15 protein-coding genes are annotated in these 15,136 nt (G+C 72.5%); 9 read left to right on the top strand and 6 right to left on the bottom strand.

Annotation, left to right across the window (positions count from 1 at the left end; genetic code table 11):
- Positions 1–196: 196 nt before the first annotated feature.
- On the top strand, positions 197–964 hold the full coding sequence (locus ACWCPY_RS16865; protein WP_451265602.1) for a VOC family protein: 768 nt from the start codon (positions 197–199) through the stop codon (positions 962–964).
- A gap of 36 nt (positions 965–1,000) precedes the next feature.
- Positions 1,001–2,362, top strand: a complete 1,362-nt coding sequence (gene pcaB / locus ACWCPY_RS16860) for a 3-carboxy-cis,cis-muconate cycloisomerase (RefSeq protein WP_451265600.1) — start codon at positions 1,001–1,003, stop codon at positions 2,360–2,362.
- Positions 2,363–2,377: 15 nt separating this feature from the next.
- Here pcaB and ACWCPY_RS16855 read toward each other — a convergent pair whose 3' ends face one another.
- Together ACWCPY_RS16855 and ACWCPY_RS16850 are read right to left on the bottom strand one after the other, a co-directional pair.
- On the bottom strand, positions 2,378–3,580 hold the full coding sequence (locus ACWCPY_RS16855) for an amidohydrolase (RefSeq protein WP_451265598.1): 1,203 nt from the start codon (positions 3,578–3,580) through the stop codon (positions 2,378–2,380).
- Between the two features lie 55 nt (positions 3,581–3,635).
- Entirely contained in the window at positions 3,636–4,376 is a 741-nt protein-coding gene (locus ACWCPY_RS16850) for a GntR family transcriptional regulator (protein WP_451265596.1), read from the bottom strand.
- A gap of 226 nt (positions 4,377–4,602) precedes the next feature.
- Here ACWCPY_RS16850 and ACWCPY_RS16845 point away from each other — a divergent pair, with 226 nt between their 5' ends.
- On the top strand, positions 4,603–6,111 hold the full coding sequence (locus tag ACWCPY_RS16845) for an APC family permease (protein WP_451265594.1): 1,509 nt from the start codon (positions 4,603–4,605) through the stop codon (positions 6,109–6,111).
- 53 nt (positions 6,112–6,164) lie between these two features.
- Here the strand turns inward: ACWCPY_RS16845 and ACWCPY_RS16840 are convergent, their stop codons facing one another.
- On the bottom strand, positions 6,165–6,773 hold the full coding sequence (locus ACWCPY_RS16840; RefSeq protein WP_451265592.1) for a GNAT family N-acetyltransferase: 609 nt from the start codon (positions 6,771–6,773) through the stop codon (positions 6,165–6,167).
- Between the two features lie 63 nt (positions 6,774–6,836).
- Complete coding sequence (locus ACWCPY_RS16835; RefSeq protein ID WP_451265590.1) at positions 6,837–7,418, bottom strand: helix-turn-helix domain-containing protein; 582 nt, start codon at positions 7,416–7,418, stop codon at positions 6,837–6,839.
- A gap of 117 nt (positions 7,419–7,535) precedes the next feature.
- Here ACWCPY_RS16835 and ACWCPY_RS16830 point away from each other — a divergent pair, with 117 nt between their 5' ends.
- From ACWCPY_RS16830 to ACWCPY_RS16810, 5 genes are all read left to right on the top strand, one after another.
- Positions 7,536–8,660 (top strand): aryl-sulfate sulfotransferase, encoded by a 1,125-nt coding sequence (locus tag ACWCPY_RS16830; RefSeq protein WP_451265588.1) that lies wholly within the window; start codon positions 7,536–7,538, stop codon positions 8,658–8,660.
- A gap of 8 nt (positions 8,661–8,668) precedes the next feature.
- On the top strand, positions 8,669–10,024 hold the full coding sequence (locus tag ACWCPY_RS16825; protein ID WP_451265586.1) for a uracil-xanthine permease family protein: 1,356 nt from the start codon (positions 8,669–8,671) through the stop codon (positions 10,022–10,024).
- A 125-nt stretch (positions 10,025–10,149) separates the two neighbouring features.
- On the top strand, positions 10,150–10,572 hold the full coding sequence (locus ACWCPY_RS16820) for a hypothetical protein (protein ID WP_451265584.1): 423 nt from the start codon (positions 10,150–10,152) through the stop codon (positions 10,570–10,572).
- Positions 10,573–10,660: 88 nt separating this feature from the next.
- Positions 10,661–11,305: a DUF3105 domain-containing protein gene (locus tag ACWCPY_RS16815; RefSeq protein WP_451265582.1), complete on the top strand. Its 645-nt coding sequence runs from the start codon at positions 10,661–10,663 to the stop codon at positions 11,303–11,305.
- Positions 11,302–11,964: a DUF305 domain-containing protein gene (locus tag ACWCPY_RS16810; RefSeq protein ID WP_451265580.1), complete on the top strand. Its 663-nt coding sequence runs from the start codon at positions 11,302–11,304 to the stop codon at positions 11,962–11,964. The genes ACWCPY_RS16815 and ACWCPY_RS16810 overlap by 4 nt, the downstream gene beginning before the upstream one ends.
- Positions 11,965–12,040: 76 nt before the next feature.
- On the opposite strand, the gene ACWCPY_RS16805 is transcribed toward ACWCPY_RS16810, so the two are convergent.
- A complete protein-coding gene (locus ACWCPY_RS16805; RefSeq protein ID WP_451265578.1) occupies positions 12,041–12,220 on the bottom strand; it encodes a hypothetical protein in 180 nt (59 codons plus the stop codon).
- Between the two features lie 364 nt (positions 12,221–12,584).
- On the opposite strand from ACWCPY_RS16805, the gene ACWCPY_RS16800 reads away from it, so the two are divergent.
- On the top strand, positions 12,585–13,838 hold the full coding sequence (locus ACWCPY_RS16800) for an ROK family protein (RefSeq protein ID WP_451265576.1): 1,254 nt from the start codon (positions 12,585–12,587) through the stop codon (positions 13,836–13,838).
- 54 nt (positions 13,839–13,892) lie between these two features.
- Here the strand turns inward: ACWCPY_RS16800 and xylA are convergent, their stop codons facing one another.
- Positions 13,893–15,062: a xylose isomerase gene (gene xylA, locus ACWCPY_RS16795; RefSeq protein ID WP_451265574.1), complete on the bottom strand. Its 1,170-nt coding sequence runs from the start codon at positions 15,060–15,062 to the stop codon at positions 13,893–13,895.
- Positions 15,063–15,136: the final 74 nt, after the last annotated feature.

Below are 15,136 nucleotides of genomic sequence, written 5' to 3'. Positions count from 1 at the left end.
AGTCTGCGGACGGAGGGCTGCCGGGACCAGGTAGTTGTATCGCTCACCCAAATACTTTAACAGGTATTACACCCGTAAAACATTCCTCCCCGATGGCCGCACCGGGCACGAGGTCATAGCGTTTCGACTGCGCAAGGACGGACAGGTTCGAACGCGCGCACGTATCCCTGTGTCGGCGTCTCACGGAGGAACCCGAATGAAGCTCACCGAACCGGTGACCGGCGGCCCCTGCTGGATCGAGCTGAGCACCTCCGACATCCCGGCCGCCAAGTCGTTCTACACGGCCCTCTTCGGCTGGCGCGCCGAGACCGATCCGCGCGAGGAGGCGGGCGGCTACACCATGGCGCACCTCGGCGACGCACGGGTGGCCGCGCTGAGCCCGATCTACCAGCCGGGTCAGCCGACCGCCTGGACGGTCTCGTTCGCCACCGAGGACACGGACGCCACGGTCGAGCAGGTGAAGTCGGCGGGCGGCTCCCTGCTGGTCGGCCCGATGGACGTGTTCGACCAGGGCAGGTTCGCGGTCGTCACCGATCCGTCCGGCGCGGTGTTCTCGCTGTGGCAGAAGCGCGCCTTCGCCGGTGCCGAGCGGCTGAACGACCCCGGCGCACTCGGCTGGGTGGAGCTCGTCACCCGTGAGGCCGACCCGGCGCTCGCTTTCTATCCCGCGGTCCTCGGGTGGACGGTGAACGCCGCGTCCGAGCGGTACACCCAGTGGGGCGTGGCCGGTGACGACTTCGGCGGGATGCTGATCATGGACGACAGGTTCCCGCCGGAGGCGCCGCCGAACTGGCTGCCGTACTTCGCCGTGACGGATGTCGACGCGACGGCCGCCACGGCGCAGGGGGCCGGCGGCGAACTGCTGATGCCTCCGACGGACATCCCGGACGGCCTGCGGATCGCGGTCGTCCGGGACCCGCAGGGCGCGGTGTTCGGCATCCACCGGACCGGCAGCGAAGGCTAGGGCCGAGTGGCCCCGGGGTTCCCTGGAGTTCAGCCGATGCACGAGAGCGACGCCGGACTGCTCGCCCCCGGGCGCGCCGGCTCCCCCGCCGAGACGGCCACCGGCGACAGCGCCCTTCTGCAGGCGATGCTCGACGCCGAGGCGGCGCTCACCCGCGCCCAGGCCGCGTGCGGGCTCGCTCCCGCCGAGGCGGGCCGGGCGGTGACCTCGGCGGCGGCCGACGCGGGCCGCTTCGACGTACGGGACCTGGCGCTGCGCGCACGAGCGGGCGGCGATCCGGTCGGCCCGCTGGCCATGACCCTCGCCGCCGCGGTGGAGCCGGACGTCCGGCCGTATGTGCACCGGGGCGCGACCGGCCAGGACATCCTCGACACGGCCGCCATGCTCGTCGCCGCGCGGACCCTGGCCCCGCTCCTCGACGACCTGGCACGGAGCGCGGACGCGGTGGCGCGGCTCGCCGTCGCGCACCGCAACACCCCGATGGCCGGCCGGACGTTCGCCCAGCACACCGCGCCGACCACCTTCGGGCTCAAGGCGGCGGGGTGGCGGTCACTGATCCTCGACGCGAGGGACCGGCTCTCGGCCGTACGGGAGTCGCTGCCCGTACAGCTCGGCGGCGCAGCAGGAACGTTGGCCGCCTTCGAGGCGTACGCGCCCGCCGAGGACGTGGACGGGATCGACCCCGGGCTGCCCCTGGTCCAGGCGTACGCGGGTGAACTCGGTCTCGCCGAACCGCTGTTGCCGTGGCACACCCTGCGCACCCCGATCGCCGATCTGGCGGGCGCCCTCGCGTTCACGGCCGGTGCGCTCGGGAAGATGGCGGCCGATGTGCTCGTTCTGTCCCGTACCGAGATCGGTGAGGTAACCGAGGGACAGGGCGACGATCCGTCCGTCATGACGCACCGGGCCGAACCGGTGCACGCCACGCTGATCGCGGCGGCCGCCCGTCGCGCCCCGGGACTGGCGGCGACGCTGTACGGCTCGCTCGCCGCCGAGGACGAGCGGCCGGCCGGGGCCTGGCACGCCGAGTGGGAGCCGCTGCGCGAACTGCTGCGGCTGGTGGGCGGGGCCGCGCACCACGCCGCCGAACTCACCGGCGCACTGCGCGTCGTCCCGTACGCCATGCGGGAGAACCTCCAGCTCACCGACGGGCTGATCGTCTCGGAGCGGCTGGCCGCCGTGTTCGCCGAACGGATCGGCCGCAGACGCGCCGAGGAAGTCCTGCTCGGCGCCGCCGACCGGGCCCGCGCGGAGACCACGGACCTGGCCGACGTGCTCGCCGACGTGCTCGACGAGGAGCCCGAACTCGCCGGCCTCGACCTGGGCGAACTGACCGACCCCTCCCGGTACACCGGCTGCGCGGGCTCCCTCACCGACCGCGCGCTCGACCGCGGCTGACCGGTCCGGTACGCCTCAGACCAGCCGGCCCTCGCGGGCGATGACCCGGCCGGCGCGGACGACCACGGCCGGAACCGGACGGTCCACGACGGCCTCGGGCAGCGAGCCGGCCGCCACCAGGACGAAGTCGGCCGGGTCACCGGGCTCCAGCCGGGAGGCGGGCAGGCCGAGCAGGGAGGCGCCGCCCTGGGCCACCGCCTCGTAGCAGGCGGCGAGTTCGGCATCGGTGCGGGCGTCCGTGCGGTAGGCGAGCAGATGGGCCCGGGCGATCATGTCGCCGTCACCGAACGGCGTCCAGGCATCGCGCACCCCGTCCGAACCGACGGCGACCCGCACACCGTGCGGGGTGAGCCGTGCGGGGTCCAGGACCGGGTCGCCGCCCAGCGCGCAGGTGACCAGGGAGACACCCGCATCGGCCAACTGCGCGGCCACACGGTCGCGTTCGGCGCCTTCGAGCTCGGCCACGGCGAAGGCGTGACCGAGGGTGACGCGTCCCCGCATCCCGGCGGCGACGGTGCGCCGGGCGATCTCGGCGACCTGGCGCAGGCCGTCGGGCCCGCCGTCGTGCAGATGGATGTCGAGCGGTACGCCCTTGCGCTCGGCCAGTGCGAACACGAAGTCCAGCTGGCCGTCCATGTCGGCGTCGATGCCGACCGGGTCGAGGCCGCCGACGACGTCGGCGCCCTCGGACAGGGCCTGCTCCATGAGCTCGGCGGTGCCGGGCTCGCTCAACAGGCCGAGCTGGGGGAAGGCGACGATCTGGACGTCGAGGAGGTCCTTGCGGGCGTCGGCCGCCGCCCGCACCCCGTGCACCCCGGAGAGGCCGTGGACGGGGGCGACATCCACATGGGCCCGCATCGCGCGGGTGCCATGGGCGATGGCCCGGTCCATGAGCGCCCCGACCCGCTCCTCCACCGGAGTCGTGAAGGCGTTCCTGGCCCGTACGTCGCCCTCGATCAGGTCCCGCAGCGTCCCGGCGGGTTCGCGGCTCAGCCAGGGCCCGCCCCAGGTCGACTTGTCCGGGTGGATGTGCGCGTCGACGGGCGAGGGCAGCGCGAGGGCTCCGGCGGCGTCCACGGTCGCACAGCCGTCGGGCAGCTCCGCCGGGTCGTACGCGGCGATCCGGCCGTCGGAGACCAGCAGCTCCCGGGTGCGGCCGTCGAGGGAGCGGACGGCGGTGAACAGGACGTGGGGGCGGGCGGGGGCGGGCGTCGCCATGGGGCGGGGTCTCCTTCGGTGGTGCGCGACGTCGCGCGCGGGACGGTCGTCTTGGTCAGGGCCGGCGCCGGGAGCCGGGCTCCGCCGGTTCGTCGGTGGCCGCGGTGGCGGCGGCGAGCATCTGCATCGCGGTCTCACGCGTCCCGGCCACATGAGTGCGGGCGATCCGTTCCGCCGCCTCCGCGTCGCCGCTCCTGATCGCCTCGTAGAGCAGTTCGTGCTCGCCGCACATCACCGGACCGTCTCCCGGCTCGGAAGTGAGGCTGAAGAGCCGGCGCAGCCGGCCGTCGAGCGGGGCCATCAGGCCCTGGAGCAGCGGATTGCCGGACATGACGACGATCTGCTGGTGGAAGTCGGCGTGGACCGAGCCCAGTTCGCGGGTCCGGCGGGAGGAGTCCGCGACGCGCCGGGCGCGGTCCAGGAGTCTTTCCAGGGTGCGCAGTCCGTCCCGGTCGGCGCGCCGGGCGGCCAGCGAGGCCGCCAGCGCCTCCAGGTGTTCGCGGATGTCGAAGAAGTCCGCGGCCTCGGCCGGGCCGAGCGGGGCGACGAACGCGCCCCTGCGCGCCTGGGCGGCGATGAACCCCTCGGTCTCCAGCCGCTGGATGGCCTCCCGTACGGGGATGCGGGACACCCCCAGCTCGTCCGCGAGTTCCCGTTCGACGATCCGGTGCCCGGAGGGGTAACGGCCGTCGATGATCCTCTCGCGCACTTCCACGTACACCTGGTCACGCAGGGACTGATGTGCCGCACCGATGGTGCCGGTGGCGGTGGGGCCGGCGGTTCGGCTGCTGCTCATGGACTCGCTTCCTGCCCGTCCGAGCCGGTCTCTTCCGACTCCCGTGCCGTGATCATCGCAGATTCCGGAAAGGTTCCGCAGACCCTTGCTTGGTATTCGGTATACCAGATAGCTTGAGCGCCGCGCCCAATCCGGCCGCCCTGAACTGGTCTTTTGCGCTGACCCATGCCTGGTGCAGGCAGCAGCTTCGGCGTCCAGTCGCCCGTTCGCACCTGAGGAACCACCGATGACGCAACCCTCGACGGCCGTCCCGCCGCCCGCCTCCCCCTCCTCCGACCTCCCGAACGCCGCCCCGCCGTCCGGCGGTCCGGCCGGGCGCCTCGCCAAGGGGCAGATCGGCACCTTCGATCTGGTCTTCTTCGTCGTGGCCGCGGCCGCGCCGCTGACCGTGCTGGCCGGTGTCGCACCGTTCGCCATCGGCATCGGCGGTCCCGGCACCCCGCTCGGCTATCTGGTCTCCGGCGCGCTGCTGGTGCTGTTCGCCGCCGGGTTCACCGCGATGAGCCGCTACGTACGCAACGCCGGAGCCTTCTACGCGTACGTCGCCCGAGGTCTCGGCCGGGCGCTGGGCGTCGCCACCGCCTACCTGGCGACGCTCTCGTACAACCTGGTCGCCCCGGGTGTCGCCGCCGGATTCGGCTACTTCGCCTCGACGACGCTGAGCGATCTCACCGGTGCGGAGCTGCCCTGGTGGCCGCTGTCGACCCTCTGCGTGCTGGGTACCGGGGTGCTGGGCTGGCTGCGGGTCACGCTGAGCGCGAAGGTGCTGGGGGTGGCGCTGGTCCTGGAGGTCCTGGTGCTGCTGGTGATGGATGCCGGGGTGCTGGCGGACCGGGGCACCGCCGCCCTGGACCTCACGTCCTTCGACCCGTCCGTGCTGGCCTCCTCCGGCGGTATGGCCGGGATGTTCGTCCTGGTCATCGGCGCGTTCACGGGCTTCGAGGCGACCGCGATCTACGCCGAGGAGGCACGCGACCCGGAACGCACGGTGCCGCGCGCCACCTTTGTCGCGATCGGGTTCCTGGCGCTGTTCTACGCCGTCGGGGTGTGGATCCTGATGGGCAGCTTCGGCACGGACGGGTCGGTCGCGATGGCCCGGTCGTCGGACGGCCCGCAGCTGACGTTCCACGCGGCCGACCGGTTCGTCGGGCCGTGGCTCGCCGACTCCATGCATGTGCTGATCGTGGTCAGCGCGTTCGCCGCCACCCTCGCCTTCCACAACGCCGCGGCCCGTTACCTCTACGCCCTGGGCCGCGAGGGCCTGCTGCCGCGCCGGCTGGGCCGGGTGTCGGCCCGGCAGGGTTCACCGGTGACGGCGGTCGTCGTGCAGAGCGCCTTCGGCCTGGTGATCGTGGTGGGCGGTGCGCTGATCGGCGCGGATCCGTACTCCGAGATCTTCCTGTGGACCAACAGCACCGGCGTCCTCGGCATCATGATCATGCAGGCGCTGGCCGCACTCGCCGTCTGTTTCTTCTTCCGCCGCGACCGGTGCGGCATGTCGGTCTGGCGGGTCGCGGTCGCGCCGCTGATCGCCTTCGTGGGTCTCGCGGTCCTGTCGGTGCTCGCGACGCTCCACTTCGATCTGCTCACCGGGCGCACGGGTGCGGTCAACACGGCGCTGCTGGTACCGCTGCCGGTGGCACTGGTGGCCGGGTTCGTGGTGGCACTGCGGATCCGCCGCACCGATCCCGGGCGGTACGCGCGGCTCACCGAGGTGGACGTCGAGCGGGACTGAGCAGCGGAGCTGCGCGGGGGTGACGCGCACGGCCGTCGCCGCGTCCGCCGCGGTCAGCCGCTCGCCCCGTCCCCGCGGAGCCTGGCGTGCAGATGCATGTCGTGCCAGCCGTCGGCGTGCAGGTGGGAGTGGCGCCGGGTGCCTTCCAGGGCGAAGCCCGTCTTGGCCGCGACCCGGCAGGACGCCTCGTTCCGCACGGAGTGCGCGAGTTCGAGCCGTTCGAACCCGATCTCGTCGAAGGCCCAGTGCGCGAGCGCCGAAACGGCCCGGGGCGCCACACCCCGTCCGCGGGCGGCAGGCAGCACCCAGTAGGCGCATTCCGCCTGACCGATCTCCGGGATCAGGGAGCGGAGCGAGGCCCGGCCGAGCACTTCCCCGCTCCCGTCGCCCGCTCCCCCGGGGCGCACGACGGCCCAGTGGGCCGCGGTCTCGCTGTACCAGGCGTCCTGCCACTGCTCGATCCAGTCGCGTGCCTCGTCCTCGCTGTCGGCCCGGCGCAGATGCCAGTGCTGGATCGCAGGATCGGAGAAGGCGGCCAGGACCGCCGGCGCGTCCTGACGCCGCCACGGCCGCAGGAGCAGGTCGTCGGCGACGGGCAGAGCCGGTTGGGCGGAGTCCGCGAGGCGGCCCGGAGGAAGGTGGGGCGGCACCAGGTACGGCATGGACGCATCTTCGCACGGGGGCGGATGCCGGCGGGGCCGGTCGCACACCGGCCGGCCCGCCCGTCAGCCCACCTGCTCGTCGGTCGCCTGGACATGATCGGCGATGCCGACCACGAGGACCCTGGTGTCCGGTTCGATGGGCCGCCACCGGTGGACGAGGCCGCCCGCGCAGTAGAGCGTGTCGCCCCGTTCGAGGCGGTAGAAGTTGCCGTCCGCCTCGACCTCCGCCGAGCCGTCGGCGACGTACAGGATCTCGTCGTTGCGGTGCCGGAACTCCCGCCCCCAGTCGTGCGCACCGGTGAACTCCAGGGCGTGCAGTCGCTGATGGCCCCGGACCAGCGGGCGCATCCGGCCGTCGCTCTCGCCCTGCGCCCCGGTCTCGCGCACGGCGGCGGAGCTGTGGCGCACCACGTCGACGGGGCGCGGGGCCTCCGCCGCCGACAGCAGCTGGACCGCGCTGGTGTCGAGTGCGTCGGCGATCCGCTGGAGGGAGCCCATGCTCGGCCGGGAGCGGCCGTTCTCGATCTGGCTGAGGAAGGGGACCGAGAGTCCGGCCCGCCGCGCGACCTCCGCGAGGGTCATCTCCAGGGCGCGGCGCCGTCGGCGAATTCCCGGGCCGACCAGCGGGGTGTCCGCCTCGCTCATCTCACTCACTCCGTGTCCTGAGTGCCGCACACCACAACCGGCGGGGCGGAGAGCAGCCTACCGGGCCGGTTAATCTTTTAAGTCCCACCTAAAAAAGTTAACCGGGAGGACCGATCCATGCCCCTCGTGGACCAGAACCAGCGACGACGCCGCGGCACCGGACTCATGGCCCTGGACGAGGAAGCCAGCTACGGCGGATACACCCTCTTCGCCCCGCTGACCGGCAGCGGCGAGGTGTACCTCATCGACATGCGGGGCGAGGTCGTCCACCGGTGGAACCTCCCCTACCGACCCGGCCGGCACGCCCGGATCCTGCCCAACGGCAACCTGGCGTACAGCGGTGTCCTCCCGGACGAGCCGGCTCTCTTCCCGATGTGGCACAAGTACCGCGGCGGGATCATGCAGGAGATCACCCCGGACGGCACGGTGGTCCGCGAGCACCGTGACCGCTACCAGCACCACGACGCGTACCACTACGGCGACGGCCGTCTGCTCTACTCCGCCCTGGAGCCGCTGACCGGCGAGGCCGCCGCCGCGGTCAGGGGCGGGGTGCCCGGCTCGGAGCCCGGGGGCACGGTGTGGGCGGACACCATCGTGGAGGTGGACGCCGAGGGCAGGACGGTGTGGGAGTGGAAGGTCTCCGAGCACCTGGACCGCGAGGCGTTCCCGCTGCACCCCGACTACTCGCGCGAGCACTACCCGCTGATCAACAGCGTGCTGCCGACCAGCGACGGCAACATCCTGGCGAGCTTCCGCTCCGTCTCGGCCGTCGTCGTCATCAGCCGTGGGACCGGCGAGATCATCTGGCGCAGCGAGCCCGGTGTCGTATCGCAGCAGCACTGCCCGACGGAGCTGGAGAACGGCAACTTCCTGGTCTTCGACAACGGCGTCTTCCGCCCGCACTGGGACGTCCCCTTCAGCCGGGTCATCGAGATCGAGCGTGCCAGTGGCACCATTGCCTGGGAGTACCACGACCCGGCGCGCGAGTCGTTCTTCGCCCCGTTCATGGGCAGCGCCCAGCGTCTGCCCAACGGCAACACGCTCGTCACGGACTCCCCGGCCGGCCGCCTCTTCGAGGTGACCGCGGACGGATATCTGTGCTGGGAGTACATCGTGCCGTTCTTCGGCGGCTACCAGGAAGAAGAAGTGCGCAAGCTGTTCCCGTCGGAGCCCAACGCCGTGTTCCGCTCCTACCGCTACTCGGCCCAGGAGCTCCCCTGGCTCGACGTCCCGAAGGGCTGAGCCGGACCATGGCCTCCGCCGACACCGCCGCCCCCGTCGCACCGGCCGCCTCCGTCGCCCCGGTCGACGAGCGGCTTCCCCTCCCCCGGCTGGCGCCCCTGGCGTTCCAGCATCTGCTCGCCGGGATCGCCGCCCCCGTCTCCTCGGTGATCCTGATCGGCACCACGCTCTCGCTGACGGCCGCCCAGACGGCTTCGCTGCTCAGCGCGACGCTGGTGCTGTGCGGTGTCGGGGCGCTGCTCCAGTCGCTGGGAGTCAGGGCGCTGCGCATCGGTGCCCGGCTCCCGTTCCTGATGCTGCCGGGCGGGGCGGCGGTGGCGATCTTCCTCCAGGTGGCGAAGGAGCACGGGCCGGCCACCGCCTCCGGCTCGGTGCTGATCGCCGCGGTCTTCCTGATTCTCGTACTGCCGCTGTACGGGCGTCTGGTGCGGTTCTTCCCGCCGCTGGTGATGGGGACCACGGTGGTTCTGATCGGCATCAACATGATCAAGATCACCGCGCCGATGATCGCCTCGGGACCGGGGCTCGGCTTCGCCACGCTCGGCATCACCGCGCTGTTCTTCCTCGTCATGCGGGGCGTGTGGCGGCAGATGTCGGTGCTGTTCGGCCTCGCGGGCGGCACCCTCGTCGCCGCGATCAGCGGTACGGCGTTCCACATGGCGCACGGCAGCACCTTCGCGCTGCCCGACCCGTTCCCGTACGGCACTCCGCATTTCGACCTGCTGGCCGCCGTGCCGTTGCTGGTCTTCGCGCTCGCCTCGCTCGCGGAGGCCACCGGCCAGACCGTGCTCAACAGCGAGGCCGTGGGCCGGACACCGGACGCCGCCCGTGACGTTCCCCGGATCTCGCGGGCCGACGCGGTGACCTCGCTGGGCGCCGGGGTCTTCGGTACGTCGCTGATGGTGACGAGCGCCGAGAACATCGGCATCGTCCAGCTCACCCGGGTGCGCAGCCGGTTCGTCACGGCGGGTGCCGGGGTGCTGCTGATCGTGTGCGGTCTGATCACGCCGCTCACCCGGCTGCTCGCCGCGATTCCGGAGCCGGTGGTCGGCGCCGCGGGGCTGATCATCTACGCGGTGATCGCGACGATGGGGTTCGGCATGCTCAGCCGCGAGAACCTCGGACACGGCACCAACGGCATCGTGGTCGCGCTGGCGCTCTGCGTCGGTCTGCTGCCGGTCTTCGCCCCGGAGATGTACGCGGACCTCCCGGTGTGGGCGCGCACGGTCTTCGGCAGCGGTGTCGCGGCCGGGGCGCTGGCCGCGGTGGTCCTCGCGGCCGTGTTCGCCAGACTCGGCCCGGACGAGGAGAAGACGGCGGAGCAGAAGGCGGAGGAGCGGACCGGGGCCGGAGCGGCCGCGTAGCGACCGGCCGCTGCCGCACACCCCGGGTGCCCCCTCGCACGGACGATCGCGCGAGGGGGCACTTGCCCGGCATCCACCCCCTCCACCCCCTCATTGAAACTTCACACACCGCGTACGATGGCGGGATGACCGGGCCGAGCGAAGAGACGCGCCGACGGACGCAGGGCATCTGCGCGTCGGCCGTGTTCGGCTGGCTGTTCGTGCTCTTCGCCATGGTCTCGTGCTGTTCGATCACGGCCCCGGCCGCGCACGCCTCCGACAACCGGCCGGCGGCCGTCGCCCGGACCATCACACCCACGCACCAGGCACTCGCGCGGATCGTGGTGGCCGACTCCCCCGAGGACCGGGGCATGGGCAGCTCCTGCCACGGAACCTCCGAGCACTCGACCCCGGTCGTGCTGCCGGGCCAGAGCGCCCCCGCGGCCCTTCCCGGCACGACCGTCACCGTTCCGGTCGCCCCGCTGACCGGCGCGGCCGCCATCCGCGGCCCGTCCAACGACGCCGTGCGGGAAGTCGACCATCTGCGTCTGCAGGTTCAACGGATCTAGAGGCAGGCCCCCGTTGCCCGGGACACCCGGACAACGGCCTCCGCATGCCCTCGACCCGATCATTTCCGTTGAACCGAAGGACTCCCCCATGGCATCCGCCAAGCAGCAGAACACCTCCGCACGCCGCGCCAAGCTGGAGGAGGCCCGCCGCAAGGAGCGGGCCCGCGAGCGGCGCGGCCGCGTCATCACCATCACCGCCTCCGTCGCCGTGGTCGCGGCGCTCGTCGCGGGCGGCGGCTATCTGATGTCCGCCGCCGACGACAAGGAGAAGGCCGAGGTCGAGGCCAAGTCCTCGCCGGTGAAGGGCGAGCGGACCTGGGGCAAGCTCACCCAGAACCATGTCGAGAAGAAGGTCGACTACCCGATGAACCCACCGGTGGGCGGCGATCACAACCCGGTCTGGATGAACTGCAACGCCGATGTCTACACCAAGGCGATACCGAAGGAGAACGCCGTCCACTCCCTGGAGCACGGCGCGGTCTGGGTCACATACACGAGCAAGGCGAAGCCGGCCGACATCGAGAAGCTCCGTGAGCGCGTCGGGTCGACGCCCTACTCGCTGATGAGCCCGGTCGAGGACCAGGCCGCCCCGCTCATGCTCAGCGCCTGGGGCAAGCAGGTGACGGTGACCGGCGCCGCCGACGCGCGCGTCGGGCAGTTCTTCACCAAGTACGTGCAGGGCCCGCAGACCCCGGAGCCCGGCGCGGCCTGCACGGGTGGGGTCGCCCAGTGACGTCCGCGATCCGTTCCTCGCGCCCGATGATGCTGGCCGGCGGTGTGGTGCTGCTGCTGGCGCTGGGCCTGGTCGTGCTCATGCTCGTACGGCCGTCCTCGTCCGCGGGCTCCGCGTCCGCCAAGGGCTCCGCCGCCGCCTCGGCGGCGCCCTCGGACACCTCGGTGGATGTCGGGTTCGCCCGTGACATGTCGATCCACCATCAGCAGGCGGTCGAGATGTCGTTCATCGTCCGGGACCGCACGTCCGACGAGGCGGTGCGCCGGCTCGCGTACGACATCATCAACACGCAGGCCAATCAGCGCGGCATGATGCTCGGCTGGCTGGAGATGTGGGGCCGGGCGAAGTCCTCCTCCGCTCCGCCCATGGAGTGGATGGGTCACGCCTTCACCCCGAGGGGCGACGGTTCGCTGATGCCCGGCATGGCGACCGACACCGAGCTCGACAGGCTGCGGGCGGCGAAGGGCAGGGACGCCGAGGTGCTGTTCCTGAAGCTGATGACCTCGCACCACCGGGCCGGCGCCGAGATGGCTCAGGCCGCGGCCGGCTCCGCGGACACGGATGCGATCCGGAACCTGGCGGCGGGCATGGTGCGGGGCCAGCAGTCGGAGATCGCGCTCATGGCGGACATGCTGGAGGAGCGCGGCGCGAAGGCCTGAGTGCCGGACGTTCCGGCACCCCACGCGCCCGGCTCGTTCGCGGCGGGCTCCTGCGCCGCGAACGAGCCGGGCCCGGTCATGACACGGCGACCTCCACCCGCGCGGGTACCAGCGCGGTCCCGTCCGGCAGCCGGAAGGCCAGCGTGATCCGCTGCGCTCCGGCCGCTGCCCCGGCGGTGGCGCGCACCGTCACCCCGGCGGCCGCGCCCCGGGTGCCGTGCACCTTCAGCGTGCCGCTCGCCGGTTCCAGTACCACGCCGTCGGGCGCGGTCGCCGTCCAGTGGACGGTGTGACCGGTGAAGTCGACATCCTGTGCCTCGACAACGAGTGCCGAGGCGTCTCCGTACCGGCCGAGCGCGAGGAATCCCGGGTCGCCGAACCCGGCGGCGGGGGCCGCGTAGGTGTCGACGACGTCCTGGCGGACCCTGGCGTCGTCGTACGGCGTCTGGGCCTGCCGGACCGTTCCAGCGCCACCACACCCGCTACCGGGTGGCCGCCCGCACCTCCAACACCCCGGACAGCACGACGGGCCACGGCGGATTCCTCTGCGCCCTCTGGGCGGGGGGCGGGGGCATCGCGGAAAGGGATCGCACAGGGGATCGCATAGGCTCGGCTCCGACATGAAGAGCAACGTCACACCGCTGGGGCCCAAGGCCGACAAGGACACCGTGCGCCGGAGCAACCTCAGCCTGGTACTGCGGGCCGTCCGCGACGAGGCCGAGGGCGGGGCGACCAGGGCCACGGTCGCCGCGCGGGTGGGACTGACCCGGGCCGCGGTCTCCTCGCTCGTCGAGCAGCTGCTCGGCATCGGTTTCCTCACCGAGTCCGGCAAGACCTTCAGCGGGCAGGCGGGCCGCCCCGGGACCGCGCTCAAGGTGGCGCGCACCGGGCCCGCCGGGCTCGGTGTGGAGGTCAACATCGACTACGTCTCGGTGTGCGTCGTCGACCTGGCGGGCACCGGACGGGTGCGGCTGACCGAACACCTCGACAATCGCGGCGCACCACCGGCCGAGGTCCTGGCGCGGGCGGCCGGGATCGCCGCACGCACCCTGGAGTCGGCGCGCGAGCAGGAGTTGTTCCCGGTGGGGGTGGCGCTCGCACTGCCCGGGCTGGTGTCCGGCGGTGCGGTGCGCCAGGCGCCCAACCTGGGCTGGAACCGGGTTCCGGCCGATGAACTCTTCGCCGCGGCGCTCGCCGCCGAGCGGCCCGGTGGTGCGGCGCTGCCGGTGCGTTCCGAGAACGAGGCCAATCTGGCGGCGCTGGCCGAGCTGTGGTTCGGCGGGCTCGACGCGGTCCGCAGCTTCCTCTATCTGACGGGCGAGATCGGTGTCGGCGGCGCCCTGGTCATCGGCGGTGAACTGCTGCGCGGCGCGCATGGGTTCGCCGGGGAGATCGGGCATGTGGTGGTGGACGCCGAGGGGCCGGAGTGCCGGTGCGGTTCGCGCGGCTGTCTGGAGCAGTACGCGGGACAGGCGGCGCTCCTGCGGGCCGCCGGGATCGGGGAGCCGGGCGGCGGGGCCGGGGTGGCGGAGCTGGAGCGGCGCGCCCGGGCGGGGGACGAACGGGCGGTGGCCGCGGTCGCGGAGGCCGGCCGGATGCTGGGGCGGGTGCTGTCCGGGGCGGTGAATCTGCTCGACCCGGACGCGGTGGTGCTCGGCGGGATCTACCGGAACCTGATGCCGTGGCTGTCGCCGCCCGCCGACGAGGAACTGACCGGCCGTGTGGTGTCGGGGCTCTGGTCCCCGGGCGGCGGGCGGCTGCGCGCCTCCTCCGTCGCGGGTGACGCGGCACGGGGCGCGGCGGCGCTGGTGCTGACCGAGGTGCTGGCCGACCCGGTGGCGTACGCGGGCCACGCGACCGGCCCAGCGGGCTGAGCGGGACACGGGAGGCGGCCCGTCCGGCCTCCCGTGTCCCGCGGGCCCCCCGGCTCAGCGGACCCCGAGCAGGTGGTCCATCGCCAGCTGGTCCAGGGCCTCGAACGCCATCCCCCGCTCCGCGGCCGCGTCCACGTCGAACTCCTCGAACGCCGACCGGTCGGCCAGCAGCCCGGCCACGCCGTCCTGTGCGGTGGGGCGGGCCAGTTCGTCGAGCCGGGACGCGCGCAGCGCCTCCCGTACGGCGGGATCGGCGCGGAACGCGGCGGCGCGCTCCTTGAGGATCAGATAGTTGCGCATGCAGCCCGCGGCCGACGCCCAGACGCCGTCGAGGTCCTCGGTGCGCGGCGGCTTGAAGTCGAAGTGGCGCGGGCCCGTGTAACCACCCGTCTCCAACAGGTCGACGAGCCAGAACGCCTGGCGCAGATCGCCCGCGCCGAAGCGCAGGTCCTGGTCGTACTTGATGCCCGACTGGCCGTTCAGGTCGATGTGGAAGAGCTTGCCCGCCCACAGCGCCTGCGCGATGCCGTGCGGGAAGTTCAGCCCGGCCATCTGCTCGTGCCCGGTCTCCGGGTTGACGCCGACCAGCTCCGGGCGCTCCAGGCGCTCGATGAAGGCGAGGGCGTGACCGATGGTCGGCAGCAGGATGTCGCCGCGCGGCTCGTTCGGCTTGGGCTCGATGGCGAACCTCAGGTCGTAGCCCTGCTCGGTGACGTAGTCGCCGAGCAGGTCGAAGGCTTCCTTCATACGGTCGAGGGCGACCCGGATGTCCTTGGCGGCGCCGGACTCGGAGCCCTCGCGACCGCCCCAGGCCACATAGGTGGTGGCGCCCAGCTCGACGGCGAGGTCGATGTTGCGGAGGGTCTTGCGCAGCGCGTAGCGGCGTACGTCGCGGTCGTTGGCGGTGAACGCGCCGTCCTTGAACACCGGGTGGGTGAAGAGGTTCGTCGTCGCCATGGGAACAACCATCCCGGCCGCGTCCAGCGCCTGCCGGAACCGCTTCACGATCCCCTCGCGCTCGGTGTCCGTCGAGCCGAACGGGATCAGGTCGTCGTCGTGGAAAGTCACCCCGTACGCGCCCAGCTCCGCGAGGCGCCGCACGGATTCGGCCGGGTCGATCGGTGCGCGGGTCGCGTCACCGAACGGGTCGCGCCCCTGCCAGCCCACCGTCCAGAGCCCGAAGGTGAACCTGTCGTCGGGGGTGGGCGTGAAGCGTTCCGTCATCTTCTGGCCGCCTTCGGTGCCGTCGGGCCCAGGGCCGGTCGAGGCAACCGGGCCTTATTTGTTCAGTGCCATGA

The sequence above is a fragment of the Streptomyces sp. NPDC002403 genome, from assembly GCF_053593015.1.
The sequence above is the reverse complement of the archived record's forward strand: the minus strand, read 5'-3'. Positions and strand labels throughout refer to the sequence as shown.

What these genes read in the sequence shown, in the direction of transcription:
- ACWCPY_RS16865 (WP_451265602.1), top strand. Translation starts at nt 197, where the DNA reads ATGAAGCTCACCGAACCGGTGACCGGCGGCCCCTGCTGGATCGAGCTG.
- pcaB (WP_451265600.1), top strand. Translation starts at nt 1,001, where the DNA reads ATGCACGAGAGCGACGCCGGACTGCTCGCCCCCGGGCGCGCCGGCTCC.
- ACWCPY_RS16855 (WP_451265598.1), bottom strand. Translation starts at nt 3,580, where the DNA reads ATGGCGACGCCCGCCCCCGCCCGCCCCCACGTCCTGTTCACCGCCGTC.
- ACWCPY_RS16850 (WP_451265596.1), bottom strand. Translation starts at nt 4,376, where the DNA reads ATGAGCAGCAGCCGAACCGCCGGCCCCACCGCCACCGGCACCATCGGT.
- ACWCPY_RS16845 (WP_451265594.1), top strand. Translation starts at nt 4,603, where the DNA reads ATGACGCAACCCTCGACGGCCGTCCCGCCGCCCGCCTCCCCCTCCTCC.
- ACWCPY_RS16840 (WP_451265592.1), bottom strand. Translation starts at nt 6,773, where the DNA reads ATGCCGTACCTGGTGCCGCCCCACCTTCCTCCGGGCCGCCTCGCGGAC.
- ACWCPY_RS16835 (WP_451265590.1), bottom strand. Translation starts at nt 7,418, where the DNA reads ATGAGCGAGGCGGACACCCCGCTGGTCGGCCCGGGAATTCGCCGACGG.
- ACWCPY_RS16830 (WP_451265588.1), top strand. Translation starts at nt 7,536, where the DNA reads ATGCCCCTCGTGGACCAGAACCAGCGACGACGCCGCGGCACCGGACTC.
- ACWCPY_RS16825 (WP_451265586.1), top strand. Translation starts at nt 8,669, where the DNA reads ATGGCCTCCGCCGACACCGCCGCCCCCGTCGCACCGGCCGCCTCCGTC.
- ACWCPY_RS16820 (WP_451265584.1), top strand. Translation starts at nt 10,150, where the DNA reads ATGACCGGGCCGAGCGAAGAGACGCGCCGACGGACGCAGGGCATCTGC.
- ACWCPY_RS16815 (WP_451265582.1), top strand. Translation starts at nt 10,661, where the DNA reads ATGGCATCCGCCAAGCAGCAGAACACCTCCGCACGCCGCGCCAAGCTG.
- ACWCPY_RS16800 (WP_451265576.1), top strand. Translation starts at nt 12,585, where the DNA reads ATGAAGAGCAACGTCACACCGCTGGGGCCCAAGGCCGACAAGGACACC.
- xylA (WP_451265574.1), bottom strand. Translation starts at nt 15,062, where the DNA reads ATGACGGAACGCTTCACGCCCACCCCCGACGACAGGTTCACCTTCGGG.